A 24535-nucleotide genomic window follows, 5' to 3' on the forward strand; every position below is an offset into this window, starting at 1 on the left:
ATGACCACCAGCGACACCGCCCCCACCGCCTCCTCGACGGCCGTCGAGCCGTTCGACACCGTCGACCTGATCCGTGTGAAGCGCCGCGGCGACGCACTCGAGACGCCGCAGATCGACTGGCTGATCGACGCCTACACGCGCGGGTACGTCGCCGACGAGCAGATGGCCGCGCTCACCATGGCGATCTTCCTCAACGGCATGGAGCGCCGGGAGATCCGCGACATGACGCTCGCGATGATCCGCAGCGGCGAGACGATGGACTTCACGGGCCTCGGCAAGACGACGGTCGACAAGCACTCGACCGGGGGAGTGGGAGACAAGATCACGCTGCCCCTGGCACCGCTGGTCGCCTCCTTCGGGGTCGCCGTGCCCCAGCTCTCGGGCCGCGGCCTCGGGCACACGGGCGGCACGCTCGACAAGCTCGAGTCGATCCCCGGCTGGCAGGCGTCGATCTCGAACGAGCGCATGCGCGAGATCATGGCCGACTCCGGCGCGGTCGTCTGCGCCGCCGGCTCGGGCCTCGCCCCCGCCGACGGCAAGCTCTACGCGCTCCGCGACATCACGGGCACGGTCGAGGCGATCCCCCTGATCGCGTCGTCGATCATGAGCAAGAAGATCGCGGAGGGCACGGCCGCCCTCGTGCTCGACGTGAAGTTCGGCTCGGGCGCCTTCATCCAGGACATCGAGCAGTCGCGCCTGCTGGCGCAGACCATGGTCGACCTCGGCAAGGACGCGGGCGTCGCGACGACCGCCCTGCTCACCGACATGAACGTCCCCCTCGGCCTCACGATCGGCAACGCGCTCGAGGTCCGCGAGTCGGTCGAGACCCTCGCCGGAGGCGGTCCGTCCGACATCAGGGAGCTCACGGTCGCGCTCGCCCGCGAGATGCTGACCCTCGCGGGCCAGCCCGACGCCGACGTCGAGGCCGCACTCGACGACGGCCGCGCGATGGACGCCTGGAAGACCATGATCCGTGCCCAGGGCGGCGATCCCGACGCGGCGCTGCCGACCGCCCGCGAGACGCACGTCGTCACCGCGAGCCGGAGCGGCTACCTCACCGAGCAGCAGGCCCTGCCCTTCGGCATCGGCGCCTGGCGTCTCGGCGCCGGCCGTGCCCGCAAGCAGGACCCGGTCCAGGCGGCCGCCGGCATCGAGCTGCACGCCAAGCTCGGCGACGCCGTCGTCGAGGGGCAGCCGCTCTTCACGCTCCACGCCGACGAGCCCGCGCGCTTCGAGCGCGCGCTCGAGGCCGTCGAGGGTGCGTGGTCGATCGGCGACGAGCGCGTCGAGCGCGGCCCCCTGGTCGCCGGCCGCGTCTCCTGACCCGCGGGCGTCGCCCCCCAGCGACGTGACGGTCGGCGGCGGTAGCCTTGTCCCATGAGCGCACCGGACAAGGACTACCGCCTGCCTGACGGCGGACCCCGCATCGCCCCCCTGCCGAAGGTGTCGTTGCACGACCACCTCGACGGCGGGCTGCGGCCCCAGACCATCGTCGAGCTGGCCGACGAGATCGGCTACGAGCTGCCCGTCGCGGGCGGTGCCGACGAGCTGGGGCGCTGGTTCGTCGACAGCGCCGACTCGGGCAACCTGCCCGACTACCTCAAGACCTTCGACGTCACGACGGCGGTCATGCAGACCGAGGCGGGGCTCGAGCGGGTCGCGCGGGAGTTCGTCCTCGACCTGGCAGCCGACGGCGTCGTCCACGGCGAGGTCCGCTGGGCGCCCGAGCAGCACCTCCAGGGCGGGCTCACCCTCGACCAGACCGTCGAGGCCGTCCAGCGCGGCATCGAGCAGGCGATGGACCAGCTCGACGGCGAGGGCCACGTCATCTCCGTCGGCCAGCTGGTCACCGCGATGCGGCACGCGGACCGCGGCCTCGAGATCGCGCAGCTCGCGATCAAGCACCGCGAGGCAGGCGTGATCGGCTTCGACATCGCGGGGGCCGAGGCGGGCTTCCCGGCGTCGAACCAGCGCCCGGCCTTCGACCTCCTGGCACGCGAGTTCATGCCCGTCACCGTCCACGCCGGCGAGGCCGACGGCCTCGAGAGCATCCGCAGCGCGCTCCTCGACGGCCGCGCCCTCCGCCTCGGTCACGGCGTCCGGCTCGCCGAGGACATCCGGGTCGTCGCGTCCGCGGGCGACCAGACGACGGTCGAGCTCGGCCCGATCGCCGCGTGGGTCCGCGACCGCGAGATCGCGCTCGAGCTCTCGCCGCAGTCGAACCTGCAGACCGGCGCGATCGCCGCGTGGGGCCGCGACCTCGACGACCATCCCTTCGACCTGCTCTACCAGCTCGGCTACTGCGTCACGGTCAACACCGACAACCGCCTGATGAGCGACACGAGCCTCACGAAAGAACTGGCGTTGCTCGCCCAGGCGTTCGACTACGGCCTGTCGGACCTCGAGACGTTCCAGCTCAACGCCGCGGCGTCGAGCTTCCTGCCCCTCGAGGACCGAGAGGCGCTGGCCGACCGGATCACGGCGGGCTTCGGGGAGGTCTGACCGTGGCGCTGCCGTCCCTGCCCGACTCGGCGATCGTCATCGCCGCCGACGCCCCCGACTGGCGCGCCGCCGTCCGTCGGGCGGGCGACGCCCTGGTGGCGTCCGGCTCGACCCGTGACGGCTACGGCGACGAGATGGTCCGCATGATCGAGGAGCACGGCCCGTACGTGGTCATCGCGCCGGGCCTGGCGCTCGCACACGCGCGTCCGGACGAGAGCGTCCTGCACGACGGCCTCGCCGTGGTGAGCCTCGCCGAGCCGGTGCCGTTCGGCCACCCGCACAACGACCCCGTGAGCGTCGTGCTCGCCCTCGCGGTGAAGTCCGTGGGCGGGCACCTCGAGTCGATCGCCGACCTGGCGAACGTCTTCAACGACGCCTCGGTGATCCCTGCCCTGGCGGCCGCGACGAGCGCCGACGAGGTCCGTCGGCTGATGGGGGCGACAGAATGAAGATCGTGACGATCTGCGGTGCCGGCATCGGCAGCAGCGGCATCCTCAAGGTCAACGCCGAGCGCGTCCTGGCGCGGCTCGACATCGAGGCCGACGTGGTCGCGGCGGACGTGGCCTCGATCGCCAACGTGGCCGACGACGCCCAGGTCATCCTCACGTCGCAGGAGTTCGTCGAGGCGATCGGGACGACCTTCGCCGACGTCATCGTGATCCAGAACCACTTCGACCAGGCCGAGCTCGCCGAGAAGCTGCAGAAGTCCCTGGGCTGACCGCAGCCCCCTCGACGACAGAGGGCCAGGACGCACGACGTGCGACCTGGCCCTCTGTCCGTAGTCCGGTTCGCGCCGGAGCGACGACCGGCTCCGGGAGCTAGCGCAGCAGCTCGCGCATGCCGGCGTCGAGGTCGGCGACCGCCGCCTCCGCCGCAGCCCGACGCGCGAGCGCGTCGCCCTCGGTGCTGGACGCGTCGATGTAGACCTTCAGCTTCGCCTCGGTTCCGCTCGGGCGCACGATCACGCGGGACCCGTCGGTGAACCAGTAGCGCAGCACGTCACCGGCGGGGAACCCGCCGAAGCCGTCCCGGAAGTCGTCGACACGGTCGACCCGGTGCGATCCCACGGTCGCGGGAGGCGCCTCCCGCAGTCGGCTCGTGAGCCTGCCGATCTCGGCGAGGTCGTCGACCCTGAGCGAGATCTGCGACGACGCGTACGCCCCGAAGCGCTCGTCGAACGCGACTAGGTGCTCGGCGACGGACGAGCCTGCCGCGGCCAGCTCGGTCGCCAGCGCGAGGAAGTCGACCGCGGCGGAGATGCCGTCCTTGTCGCGGACCTTCTCGGGGTCGACGAGGTAGCCGAGGGCCTCCTCGTAGCCGTAGAGCAGCCCGCCGACGCGGGAGACCCACTTGAAGCCCGTGAGGGTGTCGACGTAGTCGAGCCCGTAGCGCCCGGCGACCTCGCGCAGGGCCGGCGACGAGACGATGCTCGCGGCGAGGGTGCCGTCGACGTCGTCGCGTCGGGCTCGCTCGGCGGCGCGCCAGCCGAGCAGCGCGCCCACCTCGTTGCCGGACAGGCGGCGCCAGCCCTCGGCCGAGGGGACGGCGACGGCGAGCCGGTCGGCGTCGGGGTCGTTGGCGATCACGAGACCGGCCGACACCCGGTCGGCGGTGGCGAAGGCGAGGTCGAGCGCCCCGGGCTCCTCCGGGTTGGGGAACGCCACGGTCGGGAAGTCGGGGTCGGGGGCGGACTGCTCCGCGACGGGGACCGGCTCGACGAAGCCGGCCTGGCTGAACACCCGGCGGGCGACCTCCCACCCGACGCCGTGCATGGCCGTGTAGACGACGCGGGGCTGCGTGCCGGAGGCGGCTGTGCCGGCGAGCGCCGCCGTGCGGCGGACGTACTCGTCGACGAGGTCCTCGCCGGCCTCGGACCAGTCGTCGGACCGCGGCAGCTCGCTGACGGGCCTCGTGGCCGCGTCGTCGATGTGGGCCGCGATCTCGGCGTCGACCGGGGCGACGATCTGCGAGCCGGCGTCGACGCCGCCGAGGTACACCTTGTAGCCGTTGTCCTGAGCGGGGTTGTGGCTGGCGGTGACCATGACGCCGGCGCTGACGTCGAGGTGGCGCACCGCGAAGGCCAGCACCGGCGTGGGGAGGGCACGCGGGAGGATCGTCGTGCGGACCCCGGCGGCGGCCATGATCTCGGCGGTGTCGCGGGCGAAGACGGCGCTGTTCTTGCGCCCGTCGTAGCCGACGACGATCGAGGGCTCCTGCTCGCGTGCCGTGAGGAACGCCGCGAAGCCGGCCGCGGCCTGCGCGACGAGCACTCGGTTCATCCGGGCGGAGCCGGCCCCGAGTGCACCACGGAGCCCGGCCGTGCCGAAGGCCAGGCGGGAGCCGAAGCGGTCCTGCAGGTCCGCGGCGGCGGAGGCGTCTCCGGACTCGACGGCCGCCAGGACGGCGTCGAGCTCGTCGCGGGTCTCACGGTCGGGGTCCTGGTCGCGCCAGGAGCGGGCTGCGGCGACCAGGGCCGCGTCGTCGGTCACAGGGCCGCCACGATGCGGGCGAGGAGCTGGCTGATGGCGCCCTCGGCGTCCCTGCCGGCCTGCAGCACCTCCTGGTGGCTCAGCGGCGTCGTCTGGATGCCGGCGGCGAGGTTCGTGATCAGCGACATGCCGAGCACCTCCATCCCGGCCTCGCGGGCGGCGATCGCCTCGAGCGCCGTCGACATGCCGACGATGTGGCCGCCCATGGCCTTCGCCATCTGCACCTCGGCCGGCGTCTCGTAGTGGGGGCCCCTGAACTGCGTGTAGACGCCCTCGTCGAGGCTCGGGTCGATGCCCTTGGCGAGCTCGCGCAGGCGCGCCGAGTAGAGGTCGGTGAGGTCGATGAAGGTCGCGCCCTCGAGCGGGCTGTCGGCCGTGAGGTTGATGTGGTCGCTGATCAGGACGGGGCTGCCGGGCGTCCAGGTCTCCTTGATGCCGCCCGCGCCGTTCGTGAGGATCATCGTCCGGGCGCCCGTGGCGGCGGCGGTGCGGACGCTGTGCACGACGCGGCGGACGCCGTGGCCCTCGTAGTAGTGCGTGCGGGCGCCGATGACGAGGGCGTTCTTGCCGCTCGGGAGCGCGATGCTGCGGATCGAGCCCGTGTGGCCGACGACCGCCGAGGCGCTGAAGCCGGTGATCTCGGTCGCGGGGACCTCGGCGGTCGTCTCGCCGATCAGGTCGGCGGCCTTCGCCCAGCCGCTGCCCAGGGTGAGGGCGATGTCGTGGTGGGCGACGCCGGTCGCGCGGGCGATGTCGGCGGCGGCGGTGCGGGCGACCTCGAACGGGTCGGCGGCACCGTCGAGGGGGTGCGTGGGGGTCTCGGACATGCGCTCCACTCTAGGTCCCGCGCCCGCCTCCTCCATCGCTCTCCTCATTCAGGAACTCGAGTCCTGATCTGCGCGGCGGGGGGACTGATCCTCCTGATCCGTGCACGGTTCAGGAACCTCGAACACTGCCTTCCTGCATGTTGCGCGTCCACAGGGCGTCACCGTCGTTCCCGCACGAGGCGCAGGTCTCCGTCATGCGTCCACAAGGCAGACGAGGAGGCGCGTGTCGGGGCTCGGACACCGGTGACCATGCCGACATGGACCTCCTGCAGACACTCGCCGCGTTCGGCGGCATCGCGACCCGCCGACAGCTCCTCGCGAACGGACACAGCGGTGGCGACCTGACGACCGCGGTGCAGCGAGGTGCCGTCCGCAGGGTCCGCCAGGGGCACTACACGAGGCTCGACGCGGCCACGGACGCCGTCGCGGCCGTCCGCCTCGGCGGCCGCCTCGCGGGCCCCTCCGCCGCCTCCGTGCACGGACTCTGGGCCGGCTACGACCGGCGTCTGCACGTCTCGGTCGCGAGGAACGCGTCCCGTCTGCGGGTGGCGCGTCGGGTCGCGCCGGGGGGCGAGGACGCGCCGAGGTCCGCCGACGGGTCCGTGGTGGTCCACTGGACCGACACGGAGCCCCTCGCGCTCGCTGAGCCGTGCTGGCGGTCGTCCGTCGTCGTCTGCCTGCGACAGATGGTCGCGTGGTGCGACGAGGTGACGGCGGTGGCGTGCGTCGACACGGCCCTGCAGGCCCGCCTGGTCGGGCTCGACGAGCTCACGGCGGGCCTCGAGGGCCACGGCCCTCGCGTCCGGGCCGTGCTGCAGAGGTGCCGCCCGGGCTCGGACTCGGGTGTCCAGTCGATGGTGCGGCAGGCGCTCGCGGCCAGGGGCGTCGACGTCGAGCAGCAGGTGTGGGTCACGTCGGTCGGGCCGAGCGACATGCGCCTGCGAGGTCGTCGCGGGCAGGCGCTCCGCGTGCTCGTGGAACTCGACGGCTTCGCGTTCCACTCACGGCGAGACGCGTTCGACCGGGACCGGACGAAGGACGCGGAGGCGGCGTCGGCCGGCTACACGACCCTGCGGTTCAGCGCTGACCAGGTCGAGCGAGATCTCGGAGGGGTCGTCGACACGATCACGCGCGTTCGCGACGCACACGATGAAGGAACGCAGGCGTCCCTGTTCCTGGATCGTGCACAGTTCAGGACGATCTGACCCCCTCTCGCGAGGATCAGGACGGAACTTCCTGAATGAGGAGCGGGCTAGTCGATGCTGAGCAGGACGTGGCCCGACGAGACCGTCTCGCCGACCGTGGCCGAGATGCCCGAGACGACCCCGTCGCGGTGCGCCGCGACCGGCTGCTCCATCTTCATTGCCTCGAGCACGAGCACGAGATCGCCCTTGACGACCTGCTGGCCCTCCTCGACGGCGAGCTTGACGACGGTCGCCTGCATGGGCGACTTGACCTCGGCGCCCGTGGCGGTGACCACGGCGCCGCGACCCGCGCCGCGACGGCGGGGGGCGGCCGCAGGAGGCGCGGTGCGCGCGCCGAGACCAGCCGGCAACGAGACCTCGACGCGCTTGCCGCCGACCTCGACCACGACGGTGGTGCGCTCGTCGTCGGGGCGGGGCGCCTCGGCCTCGCCGCTCCACGCGGGGATGTCGTTGACGAAGTCGGTCTCGATCCAGCGGGTGTAGATAGAGAACGGCTGGCCGCCCTCGGGGGCGAAGGCCGGGTCGCGGACGATCGCGCGGTGGAACGGCAGCACGGTGGGCAGGCCGGCGACCTCGAACTCGTCGAGCGCGCGGCGGGATCGCTCGAGGGCGTCCTCGCGCGACGAGCCGGTGACGATCAGCTTGGCGAGCAGCGAGTCGAACGAGCCGCTGATCTCGTCGCCGGCCTGGACGCCGCTGTCGACGCGGACGCCGGGGCCGCCGGGCGCCTTGAAGACGTGCACGGGGCCGGGGGCAGGCATGAAGCCGCGGCCCGCGTCCTCGCCGTTGATGCGGAACTCGAACGAGTGGCCGCGGGGCTCGGGGTCGCCGTACTCGAGCACGCCGCCCTCGGCGAGGCGGAACTGCTCGCGGACGAGGTCGATGCCGGTGATCTCCTCCGAGACCGGGTGCTCGACCTGCAGGCGGGTGTTCACCTCGAGGAACGACACCGTGCCGTCCTTGCCGATGAGGAACTCGCAGGTGCCGGCGCCGACGTAGCCGACCTCGCGGAGGATCGCCTTGGACGACTCGTAGAGAGCGGTGGTCTGCGCCTCCGTCAGGAACGGGGCGGGCGCCTCCTCGACGAGCTTCTGGTGACGGCGCTGCAGCGAGCAGTCGCGCGTCGACACGACGACGACGTTGCCGTGCGCGTCGGCGAGGCACTGCGTCTCGACGTGGCGGGGCTGGTCGAGGTACTTCTCGACGAAGCACTCGCCGCGGCCGAAGGCGGCGACGGCCTCGCGGACGGCCGAGTCGAACATCTCGGGCACCTCGTCGCGGGTGCGGGCGACCTTGAGGCCGCGACCGCCGCCGCCGAAGGCCGCCTTGATGGCGACGGGGAGCCCGTGCTGGTCGACGAAGTCGAGCACCTCGTCGGCGCCCGAGACGGGGTTGAGGGTGCCGGGCGCGAGGGGCGCGCCGACGCGCTCGGCGATGTGCCGGGCGCTGACCTTGTCGCCGAGCTGCTCGATCGCCTCGGGGGAGGGGCCGATCCAGACGAGGCCCGCAGCCGTCACGGCGCGGGCGAAGTCGGCGTTCTCGGCGAGGAACCCGTAGCCGGGGTGCACGGCGTCGGCACCCGAGCGGCGGGCGACCGAGAGGATCTTGTCGATGACGAGGTAGGTCTCGGCGCTCGTGGTGCCGCCGAGGGCGTACGCCTCGTCGGCGAGGCGGGCGTGCTGGGCGTCCCTGTCCTGGTCGGCGTACACGGCGACGCTGCCGATCCCGCTGTCGCGCGCTGCGCGGACGACCCGGACCGCGATCTCTCCACGGTTGGCGATGAGGACCTTGCTGATGGACGGCATAGTCCCCCACCCTATTGCGCCGCCCGCAGCCTCCTTTGGATGACGTGCACGAAAACACGCAGGAGGCGCGTGAGGATTGCTACAACGCGCCGGCGGTCGGCGAGGTCCACAGCTCGTGCCACGGCACGCCGAACCCGCGCACCAGCGAGCGCAGCACGGGCACGGACAAGCCGACGACGGCGCTCGGCGTGCCCTCGATGTGGGTGATGAACGCCGAGGCACGGCCGTCGATGGTGAACGCGCCCGCGACCTCGAGGGGCTCGCCCGTCTCGACGTACGCCGCGAGCTCGGCCGGGTCGAGGTCGTCGGCGAAGGTGAGGTCGGCGCTGGCGACGGCCCCCGCGCCGGAGGAGGGGAACGCCGCGTCGGCCCGGGGCACGCCGCCGCGGTGGTCGATCAGCCAGTGCCCCGACCACAGGGTGCCCCGCCCGACCTCGGCCATGCGCCGCCAGCGGTCGAGGGCGAGCGCGGGCTCGTGCGGCTTGCCGTGCACCTGGCCGTCGAACTCGAAGGCGCTGTCGCCCCCGAGCACGAGGCCGTCGAGCGGGGATCCGTCGACGGTCACGTCGAGCACCGCCTCCGCCTTCGCCCTGGCCAGCAGCGACACCGTCTCGGAGGCGGTGAGGGATCGGCCCGCCGCCTGCTCGGCGGACGCGACCGCCGCCTCCTCGTCGACGCCCGGGCTGATCAGCACCGGCTCGACGCCCGCGGCGCGCAGCAGGGCGAGGCGAGCGGGGGAGGTGCTGGCCAGGTAGAGGGGAACGGTCATGTCCGCCAGCCTGGCAGACTCGGGGCATGGGAGACATGCTGGGCCGCGAGGTCGAACTGGACGTGACCGGGATCGCACACGGGGGCATCTCGGTGGCGCGCCTCGACGGGCGGGTCGTGTTCGTGTCGGACACGCTGCCGGGCGAGAAGGTCCGCGCGCGGGTCACCGACGACCGCAAGAAGTCGTTCTGGCGGGCCGAGACGCTCTCGGTCGTCGAGGCCAGCCCGCACCGCCGTCCGCACGTCTGGTCGGCCGCGTCGGTCGACCGCGACCCCGAGGACCGAGCCGGCGGCGCCGAGTTCGGGCACATCGAGCTCGCCCACCAGCGCGAGCTCAAGTCGCAGGTGGTCCGCGACGCCCTCACGAGGACGGGCGGGCTGCCCGACGACCAGGCGACCGTCCCGGTCGAGGTGCTGCCCGGCGACGACGAGCGCGGCGGGACCGGCTGGCGCACCCGGGTGCGCCTCCACCTCGACGACGAGGGCCGCCCCGGGCAGTACGCCGCGCGGTCGCACCGGGTCGTGCGCGTCGCCGACCTGCCGCTCGCGACCCCCGAGGTCGCCGAGGCCGCGCCGCTGGGGGACGCCTTCCCGGGCGAGCAGCACGTCGACGTGCTGGCCCCGAGCACAGGAGGCGCCCGCCTGATCATCGGCGGCCAGGCGCCCAGCACGGTCACCGAGGTCGTCGGCGACCGCACGTTCCAGCTGGACGACGGCGGATTCTGGCAGGTGCACCGCCACGCCGCGGTCACGCTGACCACCGCCGTGCAGCAGATGATCGACCCCGAGCGCTTCGAGCCGGGCGCGGCGAACCTCGACCTCTACGGCGGCGTGGGGCTGCTCGCGGCGGCCGTGGGCGACGCGTTCGGCAGCGCCGTCCGCATCACGAGCGTCGAGAGCGACGAGCGCGCGACCGACCACGCCTCGGAGAACCTCGCCGACTGGCTCGGCGCCTCGGCCGTCACGGCAAGGGTCGACCGCTGGGTGCGCCAGGCCGCCGCCCAGGCGACCTCGGCCGAGCGCGGCCGCTTCCGCGAGGCGACGGTCGTGCTCGACCCGCCCCGCTCGGGAGCGGGCCGACCGGTGGTCGACGGCGTCGCCGAGCTCGCCCCCGCGCAGGTCGTCTACGTCGCCTGCGACCCCGTCGCCCTCGCCCGCGACCTCGCGCTGTTCCGCGACCACGGGTACGACGTCGACGCGATCAGGGCCTTCGACCTGTTCCCGAGCACGCACCACGTGGAGACGGTGGTCCGGCTGCTCCGGCGGTGACGCCCCTCACGTTACGATGACCACGTTGACGACCCGGAATTCAGGGACCGGGTCGCACACGAACGAAGGACCATCGTGACCGACACCTCGACGGACGCCCCGGCGTCGACCACCCCCGCCCCCGTCCGCGTCGCCATCGTGGACGACCACGAGTCGGTGCGGCTCGGGATCCAGGCGGCCTGCCAGGCCGAGGGCTTCGACGTGGTGCTGACGGCAGCCGGCGTGCAGGAGCTCGTGGAGTCCCTCGCGGGCCGCGAGGTCGACGTCGTCGTGCTCGACCTCTCGCTCGGCGACGGCTCGACGGTCACCGAGAACGTGAAGCGCGTGCAGGCGACCGGCTCCGCCGTCCTCGTCCACAGCATCGCCGACCGGGTGGCGAGCGTCCGCGAGGCTCTCGCCGCCGGCGCGGCCGGGGTCATCCCCAAGTCGTCCGCGACGAAGACCGTGATGGCCGCCGTCGCGACGGTCGCCAGGGGCGACGTGCTCAACAACCTCGAGTGGGCCAGCGCCATCGACGCCGACCGCGACTTCGCCAAGGCCCAGCTCGGCCGGCGCGAGCGCGAGATCCTGCACCTCTACGCGTCGGGACTGCCCCTCAAGCTCGCCGCGCAGCAGCTCGGCATCGGCTACTCGACCGCGCGGGAGTACCTCGACCGGATCCGGGTCAAGTACGTCGAGGTCGGGCGTCCCGCGCCGACGAAGGTCGACCTGCTCCGCCGCGCCGTCGAGGACGGCATCCTGCCGGGCCTCGACGCGGACGGCGATGGCCGCTGAGCCCCTCCCGGCGCTGACGCCGCCGACGACGCGCTCGGCGCGGAACCCGATCAGCCGTGCCCTGTTCGACAAGGTGCTCGGCCGGGTCATCGCCCTGGCCGGGCTCATCTTCGGGCTGCAGGCCCTGCAGACGACGACGGCCCAGATCGAGGTCATGCAGGTGGCGTGGGCCTGGCTGATCGGCCTGGGCATGCTCGGCGCGATCGTGGCCGTGGGCGTGGCGAGCGTCCTCGTGCGCGGGGTCGAGACGACCTGCGCGATCCTCGCCGTCTTCTACCTCGTCGCGCTGATCACGTGGCCCCTCGCGGTCGTCGACCCCGACCAGGTCCTGGTCGGCGTGCCGTGGCTCTGGTACCTCTGCACCGTCGCCACCGCAGCGGCGGCCTACGCCTTCTCCGCCTGGATCGCGATCGGCTACTCGGTCGTCGTCCCCCTCGTCTACGGCGCGATCCGGCTGACGCCCTCGGGGGGAGGCGAGTCGCCGACGCGGGCAGCGCTCGACTCGACCTACGCGATCCTGCTCGGCGGAGCCGTGCTCGTGCTCGTGCTCGTCCTGCGCCAGGCGAGCGCGGCCGTGGACGCCGCCCAGGCCACGGCGGTCGCCCGCTACTCGGGTGCGATCAGGGAGCACGCCACCGAGCTCGAGCGCGTGCAGGTCGACGCCATCGTGCACGACAGCGTGCTGACGACCTTCATCCAGGCGGCGAGGGCCTACACGCCGGCCGAGCAGGTGCTCGCCACGACCATGGCCCGGAACGCGATGGCCCACCTCACCTCGGCCGCCGCGACGACGCCCTTCGACGAGTCGACGACGAGCCTCGCGAGCCTCAGGAGGCGGTTGTCCGAGGCGGCGGACGCGAGCGGCGTCGTCGTCGAGCTGCGCACCGACGACACGGACGACCGCGTGCTGCCGACGACGGCCGCCGAGGCCATCGTGAGCGCTGCGGCCCAGGCCCTCGTCAACAGCTCCCAGCACGCGGGTCCCGGGCCCGTCCGGCGCTGGGTCGCCCTCGAGGGCACGGGCGAGGCCGGGGTCCTCGTCGAGGTCGGCGACGACGGGGCGGGCTTCGACCCCGCCGCGGTGCCCGAGGAGCGTCTCGGCGTCCGTGTGTCGATCATCGAGCGCGTGGCCAACGCGGGCGGGCGGGCCTGCATCGACTCCCGGCCCGGCGCGGGCACGGTCGTCCGCGTCATGTGGCCGACGGGCTTCGTCGTCGGGCCGCAGAGGGACGCCTCCTCGTGAGGATCTCCGTTCCCCGCTGGCTCATCGTCTCGCTGGCGGCGGTCTTCTCCGGCTACCACCTGGTGCTCGCGGCGGTCTCGCTCGGCCAGGCCGCCGATCCCGTGCCCGTCGTCGCCTGCATGGTCGCGTACGCGGTCGTCACGGCCGTCGTGCTGTGGCCCAGCAGCCATCCGGTGCTGCCGGTCTGGGCGGCCGCCTTCGCCCTGGCCGTGAGCATCGTCGTGCCGCTGGTCGTGACGAGCGTCCTCGACCCCGACGCGGAGAACGGCTACGCGACCTGGTACGTCGCCGCCGTGGGCACGCTCATGGTGATCGTCTCGACCCGTCGCCGCCAGGGGTTCGCGTGGCTCGGCGTGGGGTTCATGGCCGTGCAGGGCGTGGCGTGGGCCGGGCTGTCGCCGATCGCCGACCTCGGCATCGTGGGCAGCGTCAGCTGGGTCGCCTTCTCGCACGCCATCTCGTCCACGCTGACCCGGGCGGGTCGCGAGACCCGGGAGTTCATCCTGGCCGAGCACGAGGCCGCCGACTGGCAGGCAGCCCAGGAGGCGCACGTCAACGAACGTCAGTACCGCCTCCTGCAGACGGGCCGGACCGCACGGCCCATGCTGCAGGCCATCGTGTCGCAGTCGGGCGACCTGTCGCCCGGGCAGCGGCAGGAGAGCCTCCACCTCGAGGGCGCCATCCGGGACGAGATCCGCGGGAGGCGCCTCCTCGACGACGAGGTCCGTCGCGAGGTCATGGCAGCGCGTCGCCGAGGGGCCGAGGTCAGCCTGCTCGACGAGGGCGGCATCGACGACGTGCCCGACGACGAGCTGCGGCGCATCCACGAGGCCCTCGCCGAGGCCCTGCACGGCTCGCGCGCCGACAAGCTGATCATCCGGACGGTCGGGGGCGGCGAGCAGGCCGTCAGCGTCGTCGGTCTCGGGTCGCCCGACCTCAGCTCGAGCGCGCTCGGTCGAGGGGTCTCCGCCGAGGCCGACGAGGACGACGACGACGACGAGGTCCTGCTCTGGCTGCAGATCCCGCGCCGGGCAGGGGACGCCGAGAACGGCCTGCGGGTCGCCGGCCGGGACGACCTCGACGACCTCGACGACCTCGACGACCTCGACGACCTCGACGACCTCGACGGCCCCGCCCTCCACTAGGCCCCGGAACGGGAAAGAGGCCAGGGCCGGGAACGGGAAAGAGGGCCAGACACCCGTCTGGCCCTCATGGGAGATATCCCGGTCCAGGGCGACAACCCGAATGTCGCCCTGATCCGCCTCCGACCGAGAACTCGCTTACCCTAGTCAGCTCTCGATCGGTGGTGCGACTCATGGAGAGGCACCTAGCAAGAACGAGTATGTCGTCCCGTGCCGTGAGCGCAAAGTCGTCATTTAGGGGGACAGGGCGGGGGCTTCGGCCTCGTCTACCCCCGTTCGGGTGGCGTGGTTCCGGGGCTGTCGGCCTGATGCCCGTCAGGCCGGGGTACACGCGGGGGGTACGTCAGGGCGTTCGCCCAGCCGGTCAGCCGGAGAAGCTGCGCCAGCGGCCCGGGCCGCTGGCGAGCGGCGCCCGCAGGCGAGCCGCTCGCGACGACCAGCCGGACGGAGCGGAGCTCCGGGGCGTCGTGGCGCGTGCCGCCGCTGCCTCGGCCTCGAGGGCGGCGAGGACGGCGGTGACGGCGGCGAGCTCCTCGGGCGTCGGCGCGCCCCCCACGACGCGCAGCAGCGACTGCTCCGGCTCGTTCCCGGCGTCGACCCCGTCGACCCCCTCGGCTGCGTGACGGCCGCTCACAGGGGGATGTTCCCGTGCTTCTTCGGCGGCAGGTCGGCGCGCTTGGTGCGCAGGGCCCGCAGCGCCTTGACGACGGCGACCCGGGTCGCGGCGGGCTCGATGACGCCGTCGAGCTCGCCACGCTCGGCGGCCAGGAACGGGCTGGCGACGTTGTAGGTGTACTCGCTGGCCAGGCGTGCCCGGACCTCGGCGACGTCCTCGCCCGCCGCCTCCGCGGCCTTGATCTCGTTGCGGTACAGGATGTTGACGGCTCCCTGACCTCCCATGACGGCGATCTCGGCGGTCGGCCAGGCGAGGTTGATGTCGGCGCCCAGCTGCTTGGACCCCATGACGATGTAGGCGCCGCCGTAGGCCTTCCGCGTGATGACGGTGACGAGCGGCACGGTCGCCTCGGCGTAGGCGTAGAGCAGCTTCGCGCCGCGGCGGATGACGCCCGTCCATTCCTGGTCGGTGCCCGGCAGGTAGCCGGGCACGTCGACGAGCGTGAGGATGGGGATGCCGAACGCGTCGCAGAAGCGCACGAAGCGGCTGGCCTTCTCGCCCGCCTCGATGTTGAGCGTGCCGGCCATGGCCGACGGCTGGTTGGCGATCACGCCCACCGAGCGGCCCTCGACGCGGCCGAAGCCGATGACGATGTTGGGCGCGAAGAGCGGCTGCACCTCGAGGAACTCGGCGTCGTCGACGACGTGCTCGATGACGGTCATCACGTCGTAGGGCTGGTTCGGGCTGTCGGGGATCAGCGTGTTCAGCTGGCGGTCGTCGTCCGTCGTCTCGAGCTCGACCGCGGTGTCGAAGACGTGCGGCTCCGACAGGTTGTTGTCGGGCAGGTACGACAGCAGCGAGCGCGCGTAGTCGAGCGCGTCGTCCTCGTCGCTCGCGAGGTAGTGCGAGACGCCGCTGACCTTGTTGTGCGTGAGGGCGCCGCCGAGCTCCTCGAAGCCGACGTCCTCGCCCGTGACGGTCTTGATGACGTCGGGGCCCGTGACGAACATGTGGCTCGTCTTGTCGACCATGATGACGAAGTCGGTGAGCGCGGGCGAGTACACCGCGCCTCCTGCGGCCGGGCCCATGATCAGCGAGATCTGGGGGATCACGCCGGAGGCGCGGGTGTTGAGGCGGAAGATCTCGCCGTACTTGCCGAGCGCGACCACCCCCTCCTGGATGCGGGCCCCGCCCGAGTCGAGGATGCCGATGATCGGCACGCCCGTCTTCAGGGCGAGCTCCATGACCTTGATGATCTTCTCGCCGGCGACCTCGCCGAGCGAGCCGCCGAAGATCGTGAAGTCCTGCGAGTAGACCGCGACCTGGCGGCCGTGGACCGTGCCGGTGCCCGTGACGACCGCGTCGCCGTAGGGGCGCTTCGACTCCATGCCGAAGGCGTGGGTGCGGTGCCGCACGAACTCGTCCAGCTCGACGAACGAACCGGGGTCGAGCAGGCCGTCGATGCGCTCGCGGGCGGTCATCTTGCCCTTGGCGTGCTGCTTGGCGATCGCGGCCTCGCCGCTGGCCGTGACGGCCTCGTGGTAGCGGGCCTTGAGGTCGGCGAGCTTGCCTGCCGTCGTGCGGAGATCGGGCATCGAGGCGTCGTCGCGGGGAGCGGTGTCAGAAGTCACATCGGTCACTCTACCGAGGGCCCCCGCGGTCGCCGTTGGAGGTTCCCTCGCGCGCGACGAGTCTCGGATGGTGGAAGTCGTCAACGCCTAGGCTGGCCGCGTGACCGACCCCACGAGCGACTCCTTCCCCCTGAGCTCGGCCCACAGCCCGCGCCTCGTGCACGTCGCCGAGACGGGCTCGACGAACGCCGACCTGCTGGCCGACACGTCGGCTCCCCACCTCTCGGTGCTCGTCACGACGTCGCAGACCGCGGGCCGGGGTCGTCGCGGCCGCACCTGGACGGCGCCTCCTGGGCGCACGCTCGCGGCCAGCGTCCTGGTCGAGCGCCGGGGGCTGCCCGTCGAGTCGCTGGGCTGGCTGCCGCTCGCTGCCGGGGTCGCGATGCGCGCCTCCCTCGCGGCGCTCGTCAGGACGGGCGAGGTCGGGCTCAAGTGGCCGAACGACGTCCAGGTCGACGGGCTGAAGGTGTGCGGCATCCTCGCGCAGGCCAGGGACGACGGGGCGGCCGTGGTCGTCGGGGCCGGCGTCAACCTCGCCCTGGCGCGTGACGAGCTGCCGACCCCTGTGTCGACCTCGCTCTCGCTGCACGGCGCGGAGGGGACGACGGAGGAGCTCGCCGACCGGGTCCTCTCGGCGTGGCTCGCCGAATTCGTCCTGGTCGTCGAGGCCCTCGTGGCCGCGGGCGGCGACCCGGAGGCGAGCGGGCTGCGAGCCCGCGTGCTCGCCGAGTGCACCACCCTCGGCCGCGACGTGCGCGTCGAGCTGCCCTCCGGCGAGGTCCTGACGGGCTCGGCGTCGTCGATCGACCACGACGGCCGTCTCGTCGTCGAGGCGCGGACCGGGGGAGTCGTCGCCGTGTCCTCGGGCGACGTGACGCACCTGCGGTATGAATGACCCCGTGAGCACGGCCGAGCAGCAGCCCCGAGAAGAGGTCGTCGCGCGCCTGCACCCGCACTCCCGGGTGCTGTTCTGGCCGTCGGTCGCCCTCGTCGCGGTGAGCGCCGCGGGCGGGTACTTCGGCAGCTGGTTCGACCTCGAGTGGCAGAACTGGGTCGTGCGCGGCGCCGCCGCGCTGCTGGCGGTGCTGCTGTGGCTCGTCCCCGTGCTCGTGTGGCTCGGCCGCCGCTACGTCATCACGACGAGGCGCATCGTCCTGCGCCGAGGGTTCTTCGTGCGCTCGCGCCAGGAGCTCCTGCACAGCCGCGGCTACGACCTCACGGTGCGGAAGAACGCCGTGCAGAGCGTGTTCCGCAGCGGGGACGTGCTCGTGAACACGGGCCTGGACCGCCCGGTGGTGCTGTGGGACGTGCCGGGAGCCGACCTGGTGCAGGCCACGCTGCACGACCTGATGGAGGCGGACCAGACGCTGATCGCCCAGCGCCGCAGGCTCGACCAGTCCGCGCCGGGCCAGCACGGCGCTGCCGACCCCTGGCCGCCCGCGCGCGGCTGACGCCCGACGTTCGACGCCCGTCGATTTTCCGGCCAGGGTCCGGACACGCCAAGATGTCCCCATGCGCATCTCTGTCATCGGCTGTGGTTATCTCGGAGCGGTCCACGCCGCGTGCATGGCCGAACTCGGCCACGACGTCGTCGGCATCGACGTCGACGAGCGCAAGGTCGCCGAGCTCTCGGCCGGCCGGGCCCCGTTCTTCGAGCCGGGCCTCCCCGAGGTGCTCCAGCGAGCCACCGAGAGCGGACGCCTCCGCTTCACCACCGACATGGCGGAGGCGGCGGGCGCGCAGGTTCACTTCGTCGCGGTGGGCACGCCCCAGACCGCCGGCAGCCACGCGGCCGACCTGACCTACGTGGACGCGGCCGTCACCGGGCTGCTGCCCCACCTCGCGGACGGCGACCTCGTCGTCGGCAAGTCGACCGTTCCGGTCGGCACCGCAGCCCGTCTCGGCGAGCTGGTCCGCGCCTCCTCGGACGGTGCCGACCTGGCCTGGAACCCCGAGTTCCTCCGCGAGGGCTTCGCCGTGCAGGACACCGTCTCGCCCGACCGCTTCGTCTACGGCGTGCCCGCGGGGCAGCCGGGGGAGCGTGCCACGGCGCTGCTCGACGAGGTGTACGCCAAGGCGCTCGCGACGGGCACGCCCCGCATCGTCACCGACTACGCGACGGCCGAGCTGGTCAAGGTCTCCGCCAACGCGTTCCTCGCCACGAAGATCTCCTTCATCAACGCCATGGCCGAGATCGCGGAGGCGACGGGCGCGGACGTCACGCAGCTCGCCGACGCGATCGGCCACGACGCCCGGATCGGCCGGCGGTTCCTCAACGCGGGCCTCGGCTTCGGCGGCGGCTGCCTGCCGAAGGACATCCGTGCGTTCCAGGCGAGGGCCGACGAGCTGGGGCTCCGCTCCCTCGACTTCCTGGCCGACGTCGACGCCGTCAACCTTCGTCGCCGCGACCGCGTGGTCTCCCTGGCAGAGGAGCTCGTGGGGACGGTGTCGGGCTCGCGCATCGCCGTCCTCGGCGTGGCCTTCAAGCCCGACAGCGACGACGTGCGCGACTCGCCGGCGCTCGACGTGGCCCGGCGCCTGCACGCCGCGGGCGCCCACGTCGCGGTCTTCGACCCGGAGGCGAACGCCACGGCCGCCCGCCTCGCGCCCGACCTCGACTACGTCGCGGACGCGACCGCCGCGCTGCGAGGCGCCGACGCGGTCCTCGTCCTCACCGAGTGGCCCGAGTTCCGCCAGCTCGACCCGGCCCTCGTCGGCGAGCTCGCGGCGCACCGTCGGGTCGTCGACGGCCGCAACGTGCTCGACCCTGCGGCGTGGCGTGCTGCCGGCTTCGAGTACAGGGGCCTCGGTCGCCCTTAGCGCCGGACGGGTCAGGCGCCGGTGAGCCCGGCCGGCACCGGGTTCGTGCGCGCGGGGTGGAAGACCCACAGCTTGTAGAGCGTGAAGCGGAACGCGGTGCCGAGCGCCAGGCCGACGACGTTCGACGAGACGTTGTCGGCGAGGGGCGACGTGAAGCCGAGCACGTAGTGCGACACGTACAGGCAGAGCAGCCCGATGCCCATGCCGCCGAGGGCGACGGCGAAGAACTCGAGGGCCTCGCGGAGCGCCTGGCCGGGGGCCCGTCGCGTCTCGCCGAAGGTCCAGAGACGGTTGCCGAGCCACACCACGGCGATCGAGACGAGGCTCGACACGAGCTTCGCCAGCAGGGGGCCCGCCGCGACGTCGTCGGGCGAGAAGACCGTCAGCCGGAGGGCGTTGAACACGGCGAGGTCGACGACGAGCCCGCACAGGCCGACGAGGCCGTAGCGGACGAGCTGGCGGAACAGGCGGTGCATGCGGCTCCCCCCGGGATCGGCCAAGATGGACCGTGGCTCGGCGCGCGACAGTGCGACGCGTCGACGAACACGATCCGAGCATCATCGCAGCAGGACGTGCCCCGCACACAGTCAGGAGACGAGATGGCCTTCCGTGTCGGAGTGATCGGAGGCGGGCAGCTGGCCCGCATGATGGTTCCCCCCGCCGTGCACCTGGGCCTCGACATCCGGGTGCTCGCCGAGGCCGAGGGCTCGTCGGCGAGGCTGGCGGCGACCCAGGTGGGCGACCACCGCGACGTCGACACCGTGCTGGCGTTCGCCCGCGACGTGGACGTCGTCACGTTCGACCACGAGCACGTCCCCCAGCACGTCCTCAGGGCCCTCGTCGACGCGGGCGTGCGCGTGCACCCCGCACCGGAGGCGCTGGCCGTGGCCCAGGACAAGATCGTCATGCGGCAGCGGCTCACCGAGCTCGGCCTCCCCGTGCCCGACTGGGCCGCGGTCGCCGACGCCGCCGAGCTCGCGGCGTTCCTCGACGCGCACGGCGGACGGGCCGTCGTCAAGACGCCCCGGGGCGGCTACGACGGCAAGGGCGTCCGCGTCGTCCGCGCCGCGGACGAGGCGGACGACTGGTTCGCGGCGCTCGCCGAGGGCGACCAGGGCGGAGCGCTCCTCGTCGAGGAGCTCGTCGAGTTCCGTCGCGAGCTCGCCCAGCTCGTGGCCCGGCGCCCGAGCGGCGACGTCGTCGCCTGGCCCCTCGTCGAGACCGTGCAGCGGGACGGGGTCTGCGCCGAGGTGATCGCGCCCGCGCCGGGCGCCGCCGACAGGGTCGTGGACCTCGCCGGGCAGATCGCCCGGACCGTCGCCGACGAGATCGGGGTCACCGGAGTGCTGGCGGTCGAGCTGTTCGAGACCACGGACGACCGCCTCCTGATCAACGAACTGGCCATGCGACCGCACAACACGGGGCACTGGAGCATCGACGGGGCCGTCACCGGCCAGTTCGAGCAGCACCTCCGCGCCGTGCTCGACCTCCCGCTCGGCTCCACGACTCCGCACTCCGACTGGAGCGTCATGGTGAACGTGCTCGGCGGGCCCGCCCAGGGCACGCTGGCCGACCGCCTGCCCGCCCTGATGGCCGACCAGCCCGCCGCCAAGGTGCACGACTACGGCAAGGATCCGCGGCCCGGCCGCAAGGTCGGCCACGTGACGGTCTCGGGCGACGACCTCGACGACGCGGTCTGGCGGGCGCGCGCCGCTGCCTCGTTCTTCGAGGGCTGACGCTATCCTCTAGTCCGTGTCCGACCCGAAGAGCACCGCACCCGCCAGCCCGACGACGCCCAACGACCCGTCGGCGTCGCCGCTGGTGTCCGTCGTGATGGGCTCGGACAGCGACTGGCCCACCCTCCGCAGCGCCTCGGACATCCTCTCCGAGTTCGGCATCGCGCACGAGGTCGAGGTCGTGTCGGCGCACCGCACGCCCGAGAAGATGATGCGCTTCGGCCAGGATGCCCAGGGGCGCGGCGTGCGGGTGATCATCGCCGGTGCCGGGGGAGCAGCCCACCTCCCCGGCATGCTCGCGTCCGTCACCACGTTGCCCGTCATCGGCGTGCCGGTGGCGCTCGCGAAGCTCGACGGCCTGGACTCCCTGCTCTCGATCGTGCAGATGCCCGCGGGCATCCCGGTCGCCACCGTGTCCATCGGCGGTGCGGCCAACGCGGGCCTCCTCGCCGCCCGCGTCCTGGCGACGTCGGACGCCGTGCTCACGCAGCGGCTGGCCGACTACGCGACGAGCCTCGGCGAGCTCGTCGAGGAGAAGAACGCAGCCCTCCGGCGGTCGCTGTGAGCGCGGCGCTGCCGGTGCGGAACCCGGATCTCGGCTCGCCCGCGTTCATGACGAGGCGCGCCTGGACGCTCGTCCTGCTCAACGTCCTCGTGCCGGGCTCGGCCCAGGTGCTGGCAGGAAGCCGCCGCCTCGGCCGGTGGGGGCTCGCGTCGACGCTGGTGTTCTGGGCCGTCGCGCTGATCACGGGCGCTCTCGCCTTGTTCTGGCAGACGCCGCTGCTGACCGTGGCCACGAACGTCGTCGCGCTCACGGCGGTCCAGGTGTTCCTCGTCTACTACGCCGTGCTCTGGCTCGTCCTGACCGTCGACACCCTCCGCCTGCTCCGCATCGTCCGGGCCCTGCCGACCGCTCGGGGGTTCATCGCCGGGGTCATGGCGCTGCTGCTCGTCGCGACCGTCGGCCCCGCCGCGTGGGGCGCCTACCTCACGACCGTCCAGCACGGGCTGCTCAACAGCCTGTTCACGTCGCAGGCCGCAGCGGCCGAGCCGGTCGACGGTCGGTACAACATCCTCCTGCTGGGCGGCGACGCGGGCTCTGACCGGACCGGTCTGCGGCCGGACAGCATCTCGGTCGCCAGCATCGACGCCGAGACCGGCGCGACGACGATCATCGGCGTGCCGCGCAACTTGTACAACGCGCCGTTCGCGGGGGGCTCGCCCCTCTACGGCGAGTTCCCGACCGGCTACGACTGCGGTGACGACTGCCTGGTCAGCTACCTCTACACCTACGGCGAGGAGCACCCCGACCTCTACCCCGACGCCGAGGCGGCGAGCAGCAACCCCGGCGTCGAGGCCATGCGCGACGCGGTCGAGGGCGTCACGGGCCTGGCGATCCAGTACTACGTGCTCATCGACATGCAGGGCTTCGTCGACCTGATCGACGCCCTCGGCGGCATCCAGGTGAACAACACCGAGGGCCGGCTGCCGATCAACGGCGGGGTGGACTCCGACGGCCAGCCGACGAACGTCGACGGCTGGATCGAGCCGGGCGAGCAACGGCTCGACGGGTACCACGCCCTCTGGTACGCCCGCGCCCGTCACGGCTCGGACGACTACCACCGGATGGCCCGTCAGCGTGAGGTCCAGACGGCGCTGCTGTCCCAGTTCCAGCCCGCGACGGTCCTCGCCAAGTTCCAGTCCGTGGCCGACGCCGGCGCGGAGACGGTCGACACGGACATCCCGCAGGGCGCCCTGACCGCGTTCGTGCAGCTCGCCCTGGAGGCGAAGGGCCAGCCGATCACCTCGCTCGAGATCGTGCCGCCCCAGTTCGACAACGTCTACCCCGACTACCACGCGATCCACGCGGCCGTCGCGGCGGCCACGGCCCCCGCGGCGGACCCGGCGCCGTAGGGCGACAGCCGAGGACGGCGCCGGCCGAGGACGGCGCCGGCCGAGGTTCATCCGCGCGACGGAGGGCAGGCGCCCCCTGCCCGCCCAGCGCCCCGTAGACTCGACCGGTGCTCGGACGTGGGCACCATCCCCGTTCCCTGAGGAGGACCTGCGTGACCACCGTGCCCCACGACGGAAACCGCAGGCTCTCGGACATCCGGGCCTTCTTCGCTCGTCAGGGCGCGCTCTTCTGCGCCGCGGCCGTGGTGGTCGTGGCGGTGCACCTCGCGATCTTCCTCGCCGGCGTCTACGTCTCGCCCGTGAACTTCGACGAGGCGTACGTCCTGCAGTCGCCCGCCAACCTCGTCAAGGGCCTCGGCTGGGGCTCGTACGACTGGCAGACGGGCGGGCCGATCGTCCTCTTCGACCCGATCACCTCGACGGGCCCGACCGCGCTGGTGCCGGTGGCCGCCTCCTTCGCCGTCTTCGGCGTCGGGATCGAGCAGGCCCGCTGGGTGATGTTGCTCTGGTACGCGCTCTTCGTCGGAGGGGCCTGGACGCTCGGCCACAAGATGGTCGGCCGGTGGGCGGGCCTGGCCGTCGCCGTCGCGACCCTGGCGCTGAACACACGGGTCGACTTCCCCAGCTCGGTGATCTTCGGTCCGGCCGAGGTGCTCGGCGAGATCCCCGCGGTGAGCTTGATCCTGCTGGCCGTCCTGCTCCTGCGACGACACCCGCAGCTCGCCGGGCTCGCGTTGGGGCTGGCCGCCATGGCGAAGCTGGCCGCGCTGCTCGCGGTGCCCGTCCTCGCCGTCGCGCTGCTGTTCGTGCCGCGGGCCTCCTGGGGTGTGTTCTGGGTGCGCGTGCGGCGCGGGCCCGAGCTGGTGCGTCGATTCCTCAGCGCGGTCGTCCTCGGGCTCTGGGTCGTCGTGCCCGTGGGGCTGTGGGAGGTCGTGAAGCTGCTCGGGCTCGGCTGGACCGCGTACAAGCAGAACCTCAAGGGCAACCTCGCGTTCTTCGGCCGCAGCGGCTCGGGCGTGACCGGCACCCGCGTCACGGACTTCAGCGGCCGCATCGACAAGTACCAGCTGTCGTGGTTCATCCCCGACTGGCTCGCGACCCTCATCTTCGCGGCGACGGCCGTGATCGTCGTCGGGCTGCTGGTGCTGGCGATCGTGACCTGGCGTCGCGGCGGGTCGTTGCCGGGCCGCGTCGGCGCCCCGGAGTTCGCGGTGGCCGCGATCTTCCTGGGCTACATGATCTGGTGGATCTTCCTCGCGAACAGCCTGTTCGCCCGCCAGTCGTTCCCCGGCATGCTGCTCGGGGGGCCCATCACGGCGGCCTTCGTCTGCGTGGCCGCCGGTGTCGCGTGGCGATCTCGACACCTCATCGGCCGGATCGCCGCGGTCGGGCTCATCGCCGCGTGGGGCGTCGTGGCCGTGACGCAGACCGTGCGGCACGTCGAGAAGTCGTTCTCGGACGAGACGTATACGCGGGCCGAGCAGGTGGCCGCGGCGCAGTTCATCGAGGACAACTTCCCCCAGGGCATCCAGAGCCTCGACTACTGGCAGAACCCCGAGCTGACCTTCCTGTCCGGCGTCGACTCCGTGCCGTTCCCGGCGCAGGACGACACCCGGCCGCTCGTGCTCTCGCCCCTGCATGCGCAGCTCATCCCCGGCCAGTATCGCGAGGCCCTCAACGACGACTGCGTCGACTTCCTGTACAGCCAGGACGGCTTCGTCGTCTGCACGGTCGCCCCGACCGACTGAGCCCTACCGCGCTTCTTCCCGCGGCCGTCTTTCCTGACGCGCCTCA

General features: G+C 72.7%; 23 protein-coding genes. 16 read left to right on the forward strand and 7 right to left on the reverse strand.

What is annotated here, in order from left to right; all coding sequences use genetic code 11:
• From ES689_RS01840 to ES689_RS01855, 4 genes are read left to right on the forward strand one after another with little or no spacing between them, the layout of a single operon-like run.
• Entirely contained in the window at positions 1–1323 is a 1323-nt protein-coding gene (locus tag ES689_RS01840) for a thymidine phosphorylase (RefSeq protein ID WP_146899418.1), read from the forward strand.
• A gap of 54 nt (positions 1324–1377) precedes the next feature.
• Complete coding sequence (locus ES689_RS01845; protein ID WP_146899421.1) at positions 1378–2502, forward strand: adenosine deaminase; 1125 nt, start codon at positions 1378–1380, stop codon at positions 2500–2502.
• Positions 2503–2504: 2 nt separating this feature from the next.
• Entirely contained in the window at positions 2505–2951 is a 447-nt protein-coding gene (locus ES689_RS01850) for a PTS sugar transporter subunit IIA (protein ID WP_146899424.1), read from the forward strand.
• Positions 2948–3220, forward strand: a complete 273-nt coding sequence (locus ES689_RS01855; protein WP_146899427.1) for a PTS sugar transporter subunit IIB — start codon at positions 2948–2950, stop codon at positions 3218–3220. The genes ES689_RS01850 and ES689_RS01855 overlap by 4 nt, the downstream gene beginning before the upstream one ends.
• Positions 3221–3320: 100 nt before the next feature.
• Here ES689_RS01855 and ES689_RS01860 read toward each other — a convergent pair whose 3' ends face one another.
• Both ES689_RS01860 and ES689_RS01865 read right to left on the reverse strand, forming a co-directional pair.
• Positions 3321–4991, reverse strand: coding sequence for a phospho-sugar mutase (locus ES689_RS01860; RefSeq protein ID WP_146899431.1), 1671 nt, complete (start codon positions 4989–4991; stop codon positions 3321–3323).
• Positions 4988–5818, reverse strand: a complete 831-nt coding sequence (locus ES689_RS01865; RefSeq protein WP_146899434.1) for a purine-nucleoside phosphorylase — start codon at positions 5816–5818, stop codon at positions 4988–4990. Before ES689_RS01865 ends, ES689_RS01860 begins: the two co-directional genes overlap by 4 nt.
• 257 nt (positions 5819–6075) lie before the next feature.
• Between ES689_RS01865 and ES689_RS01870 the strand changes: the two genes are divergently transcribed.
• Positions 6076–7023 carry an endonuclease domain-containing protein gene (locus ES689_RS01870; RefSeq protein ID WP_191330128.1) on the forward strand — a complete coding sequence of 316 codons (948 nt, stop codon included), beginning with the start codon at positions 6076–6078 and terminating at the stop codon, positions 7021–7023.
• Positions 7024–7070: 47 nt separating this feature from the next.
• On the opposite strand, the gene ES689_RS01875 is transcribed toward ES689_RS01870, so the two are convergent.
• Positions 7071–8828 (reverse strand): biotin carboxylase N-terminal domain-containing protein, encoded by a 1758-nt coding sequence (locus tag ES689_RS01875; RefSeq protein ID WP_146899442.1) that lies wholly within the window; start codon positions 8826–8828, stop codon positions 7071–7073.
• 79 nt (positions 8829–8907) lie between these two features.
• Positions 8908–9597 (reverse strand): nucleoside triphosphate pyrophosphatase, encoded by a 690-nt coding sequence (locus ES689_RS01880; protein WP_146899445.1) that lies wholly within the window; start codon positions 9595–9597, stop codon positions 8908–8910.
• Positions 9598–9623: 26 nt separating this feature from the next.
• Here ES689_RS01880 and ES689_RS01885 point away from each other — a divergent pair, with 26 nt between their 5' ends.
• The 4 genes from ES689_RS01885 to ES689_RS01900 all read left to right on the forward strand — a co-directional run bounded on the left by ES689_RS01885 (position 9624) and on the right by ES689_RS01900 (position 14027).
• Positions 9624–10865 carry a class I SAM-dependent RNA methyltransferase gene (locus tag ES689_RS01885; RefSeq protein ID WP_146899448.1) on the forward strand — a complete coding sequence of 414 codons (1242 nt, stop codon included), beginning with the start codon at positions 9624–9626 and terminating at the stop codon, positions 10863–10865.
• Positions 10866–10940: 75 nt separating this feature from the next.
• On the forward strand, positions 10941–11639 hold the full coding sequence (locus ES689_RS01890) for a response regulator transcription factor (RefSeq protein ID WP_223269329.1): 699 nt from the start codon (positions 10941–10943) through the stop codon (positions 11637–11639).
• A complete protein-coding gene (locus ES689_RS01895) occupies positions 11629–12882 on the forward strand; it encodes a sensor histidine kinase (protein ID WP_146899451.1) in 1254 nt (417 codons plus the stop codon). The genes ES689_RS01890 and ES689_RS01895 overlap by 11 nt, the downstream gene beginning before the upstream one ends.
• The gene (locus ES689_RS01900) at positions 12879–14027 is read left to right on the forward strand and encodes a hypothetical protein (protein ID WP_223269330.1); all 1149 of its coding nucleotides are present in this window, start codon (positions 12879–12881) and stop codon (positions 14025–14027) included. The genes ES689_RS01895 and ES689_RS01900 overlap by 4 nt, the downstream gene beginning before the upstream one ends.
• Positions 14028–14388: 361 nt before the next feature.
• Here the strand turns inward: ES689_RS01900 and ES689_RS01910 are convergent, their stop codons facing one another.
• On the reverse strand, positions 14389–14658 hold the full coding sequence (locus tag ES689_RS01910) for an acyl-CoA carboxylase epsilon subunit (RefSeq protein ID WP_146899453.1): 270 nt from the start codon (positions 14656–14658) through the stop codon (positions 14389–14391).
• The gene (locus ES689_RS01915; RefSeq protein WP_146901680.1) at positions 14655–16235 is read right to left on the reverse strand and encodes an acyl-CoA carboxylase subunit beta; all 1581 of its coding nucleotides are present in this window, start codon (positions 16233–16235) and stop codon (positions 14655–14657) included. Before ES689_RS01915 ends, ES689_RS01910 begins: the two co-directional genes overlap by 4 nt.
• Positions 16236–16371: 136 nt before the next feature.
• On the opposite strand from ES689_RS01915, the gene ES689_RS01920 reads away from it, so the two are divergent.
• From ES689_RS01920 to ES689_RS01930, 3 genes are all read left to right on the forward strand, one after another.
• Positions 16372–17166, forward strand: a complete 795-nt coding sequence (locus ES689_RS01920; protein WP_146899456.1) for a biotin--[acetyl-CoA-carboxylase] ligase — start codon at positions 16372–16374, stop codon at positions 17164–17166.
• Between the two features lie 4 nt (positions 17167–17170).
• Entirely contained in the window at positions 17171–17722 is a 552-nt protein-coding gene (locus ES689_RS01925; protein ID WP_223269331.1) for a PH domain-containing protein, read from the forward strand.
• 61 nt (positions 17723–17783) lie between these two features.
• A complete protein-coding gene (locus tag ES689_RS01930) occupies positions 17784–19091 on the forward strand; it encodes a UDP-glucose/GDP-mannose dehydrogenase family protein (protein ID WP_146899462.1) in 1308 nt (435 codons plus the stop codon).
• An 11-nt stretch (positions 19092–19102) separates the two neighbouring features.
• Here the strand turns inward: ES689_RS01930 and ES689_RS01935 are convergent, their stop codons facing one another.
• Positions 19103–19567: a GtrA family protein gene (locus ES689_RS01935; RefSeq protein ID WP_146899465.1), complete on the reverse strand. Its 465-nt coding sequence runs from the start codon at positions 19565–19567 to the stop codon at positions 19103–19105.
• 123 nt (positions 19568–19690) lie between these two features.
• Here ES689_RS01935 and ES689_RS01940 point away from each other — a divergent pair, with 123 nt between their 5' ends.
• The 4 genes from ES689_RS01940 (at position 19691) to ES689_RS01955 (ending at position 24489) form a co-directional block, all read left to right on the forward strand.
• Positions 19691–20827, forward strand: a complete 1137-nt coding sequence (locus ES689_RS01940) for a 5-(carboxyamino)imidazole ribonucleotide synthase (RefSeq protein ID WP_146899467.1) — start codon at positions 19691–19693, stop codon at positions 20825–20827.
• Between the two features lie 97 nt (positions 20828–20924).
• On the forward strand, positions 20925–21392 hold the full coding sequence (gene purE / locus ES689_RS01945) for a 5-(carboxyamino)imidazole ribonucleotide mutase (RefSeq protein ID WP_146901683.1): 468 nt from the start codon (positions 20925–20927) through the stop codon (positions 21390–21392).
• A 14-nt stretch (positions 21393–21406) separates the two neighbouring features.
• The gene (locus ES689_RS01950) at positions 21407–22741 is read left to right on the forward strand and encodes an LCP family protein (protein ID WP_223269332.1); all 1335 of its coding nucleotides are present in this window, start codon (positions 21407–21409) and stop codon (positions 22739–22741) included.
• 152 nt (positions 22742–22893) lie between these two features.
• The gene (locus ES689_RS01955) at positions 22894–24489 is read left to right on the forward strand and encodes a hypothetical protein (protein ID WP_146899473.1); all 1596 of its coding nucleotides are present in this window, start codon (positions 22894–22896) and stop codon (positions 24487–24489) included.
• Positions 24490–24535: the final 46 nt, after the last annotated feature.

The sequence above is a fragment of the Frigoribacterium sp. ACAM 257 genome, from assembly GCF_007954365.1.
GTDB lineage: Bacteria > Actinomycetota > Actinomycetes > Actinomycetales > Microbacteriaceae > Frigoribacterium.

Excerpts from the sequence above, each read along its gene's own strand:
- ES689_RS01880 (WP_146899445.1), bottom strand. The coding sequence starts at position 9,597 with ATGACCGTTCCCCTCTACCTGGCCAGCACCTCCCCCGCTCGCCTCGCC.
- ES689_RS01865 (WP_146899434.1), bottom strand. The coding sequence starts at position 5,818 with ATGTCCGAGACCCCCACGCACCCCCTCGACGGTGCCGCCGACCCGTTC.
- ES689_RS01940 (WP_146899467.1), top strand. The coding sequence starts at position 19,691 with ATGGCCTTCCGTGTCGGAGTGATCGGAGGCGGGCAGCTGGCCCGCATG.
- ES689_RS01895 (WP_146899451.1), top strand. The coding sequence starts at position 11,629 with ATGGCCGCTGAGCCCCTCCCGGCGCTGACGCCGCCGACGACGCGCTCG.
- ES689_RS01935 (WP_146899465.1), bottom strand. The coding sequence starts at position 19,567 with ATGCACCGCCTGTTCCGCCAGCTCGTCCGCTACGGCCTCGTCGGCCTG.
- ES689_RS01845 (WP_146899421.1), top strand. The coding sequence starts at position 1,378 with ATGAGCGCACCGGACAAGGACTACCGCCTGCCTGACGGCGGACCCCGC.
- ES689_RS01875 (WP_146899442.1), bottom strand. The coding sequence starts at position 8,828 with ATGCCGTCCATCAGCAAGGTCCTCATCGCCAACCGTGGAGAGATCGCG.
- purE (WP_146901683.1), top strand. The coding sequence starts at position 20,925 with ATGGGCTCGGACAGCGACTGGCCCACCCTCCGCAGCGCCTCGGACATC.
- ES689_RS01930 (WP_146899462.1), top strand. The coding sequence starts at position 17,784 with ATGCGCATCTCTGTCATCGGCTGTGGTTATCTCGGAGCGGTCCACGCC.
- ES689_RS01915 (WP_146901680.1), bottom strand. The coding sequence starts at position 16,235 with ATGCCCGATCTCCGCACGACGGCAGGCAAGCTCGCCGACCTCAAGGCC.
- ES689_RS01870 (WP_191330128.1), top strand. The coding sequence starts at position 6,076 with ATGGACCTCCTGCAGACACTCGCCGCGTTCGGCGGCATCGCGACCCGC.
- ES689_RS01840 (WP_146899418.1), top strand. The coding sequence starts at position 1 with ATGACCACCAGCGACACCGCCCCCACCGCCTCCTCGACGGCCGTCGAG.
- ES689_RS01885 (WP_146899448.1), top strand. The coding sequence starts at position 9,624 with ATGGGAGACATGCTGGGCCGCGAGGTCGAACTGGACGTGACCGGGATC.
- ES689_RS01855 (WP_146899427.1), top strand. The coding sequence starts at position 2,948 with ATGAAGATCGTGACGATCTGCGGTGCCGGCATCGGCAGCAGCGGCATC.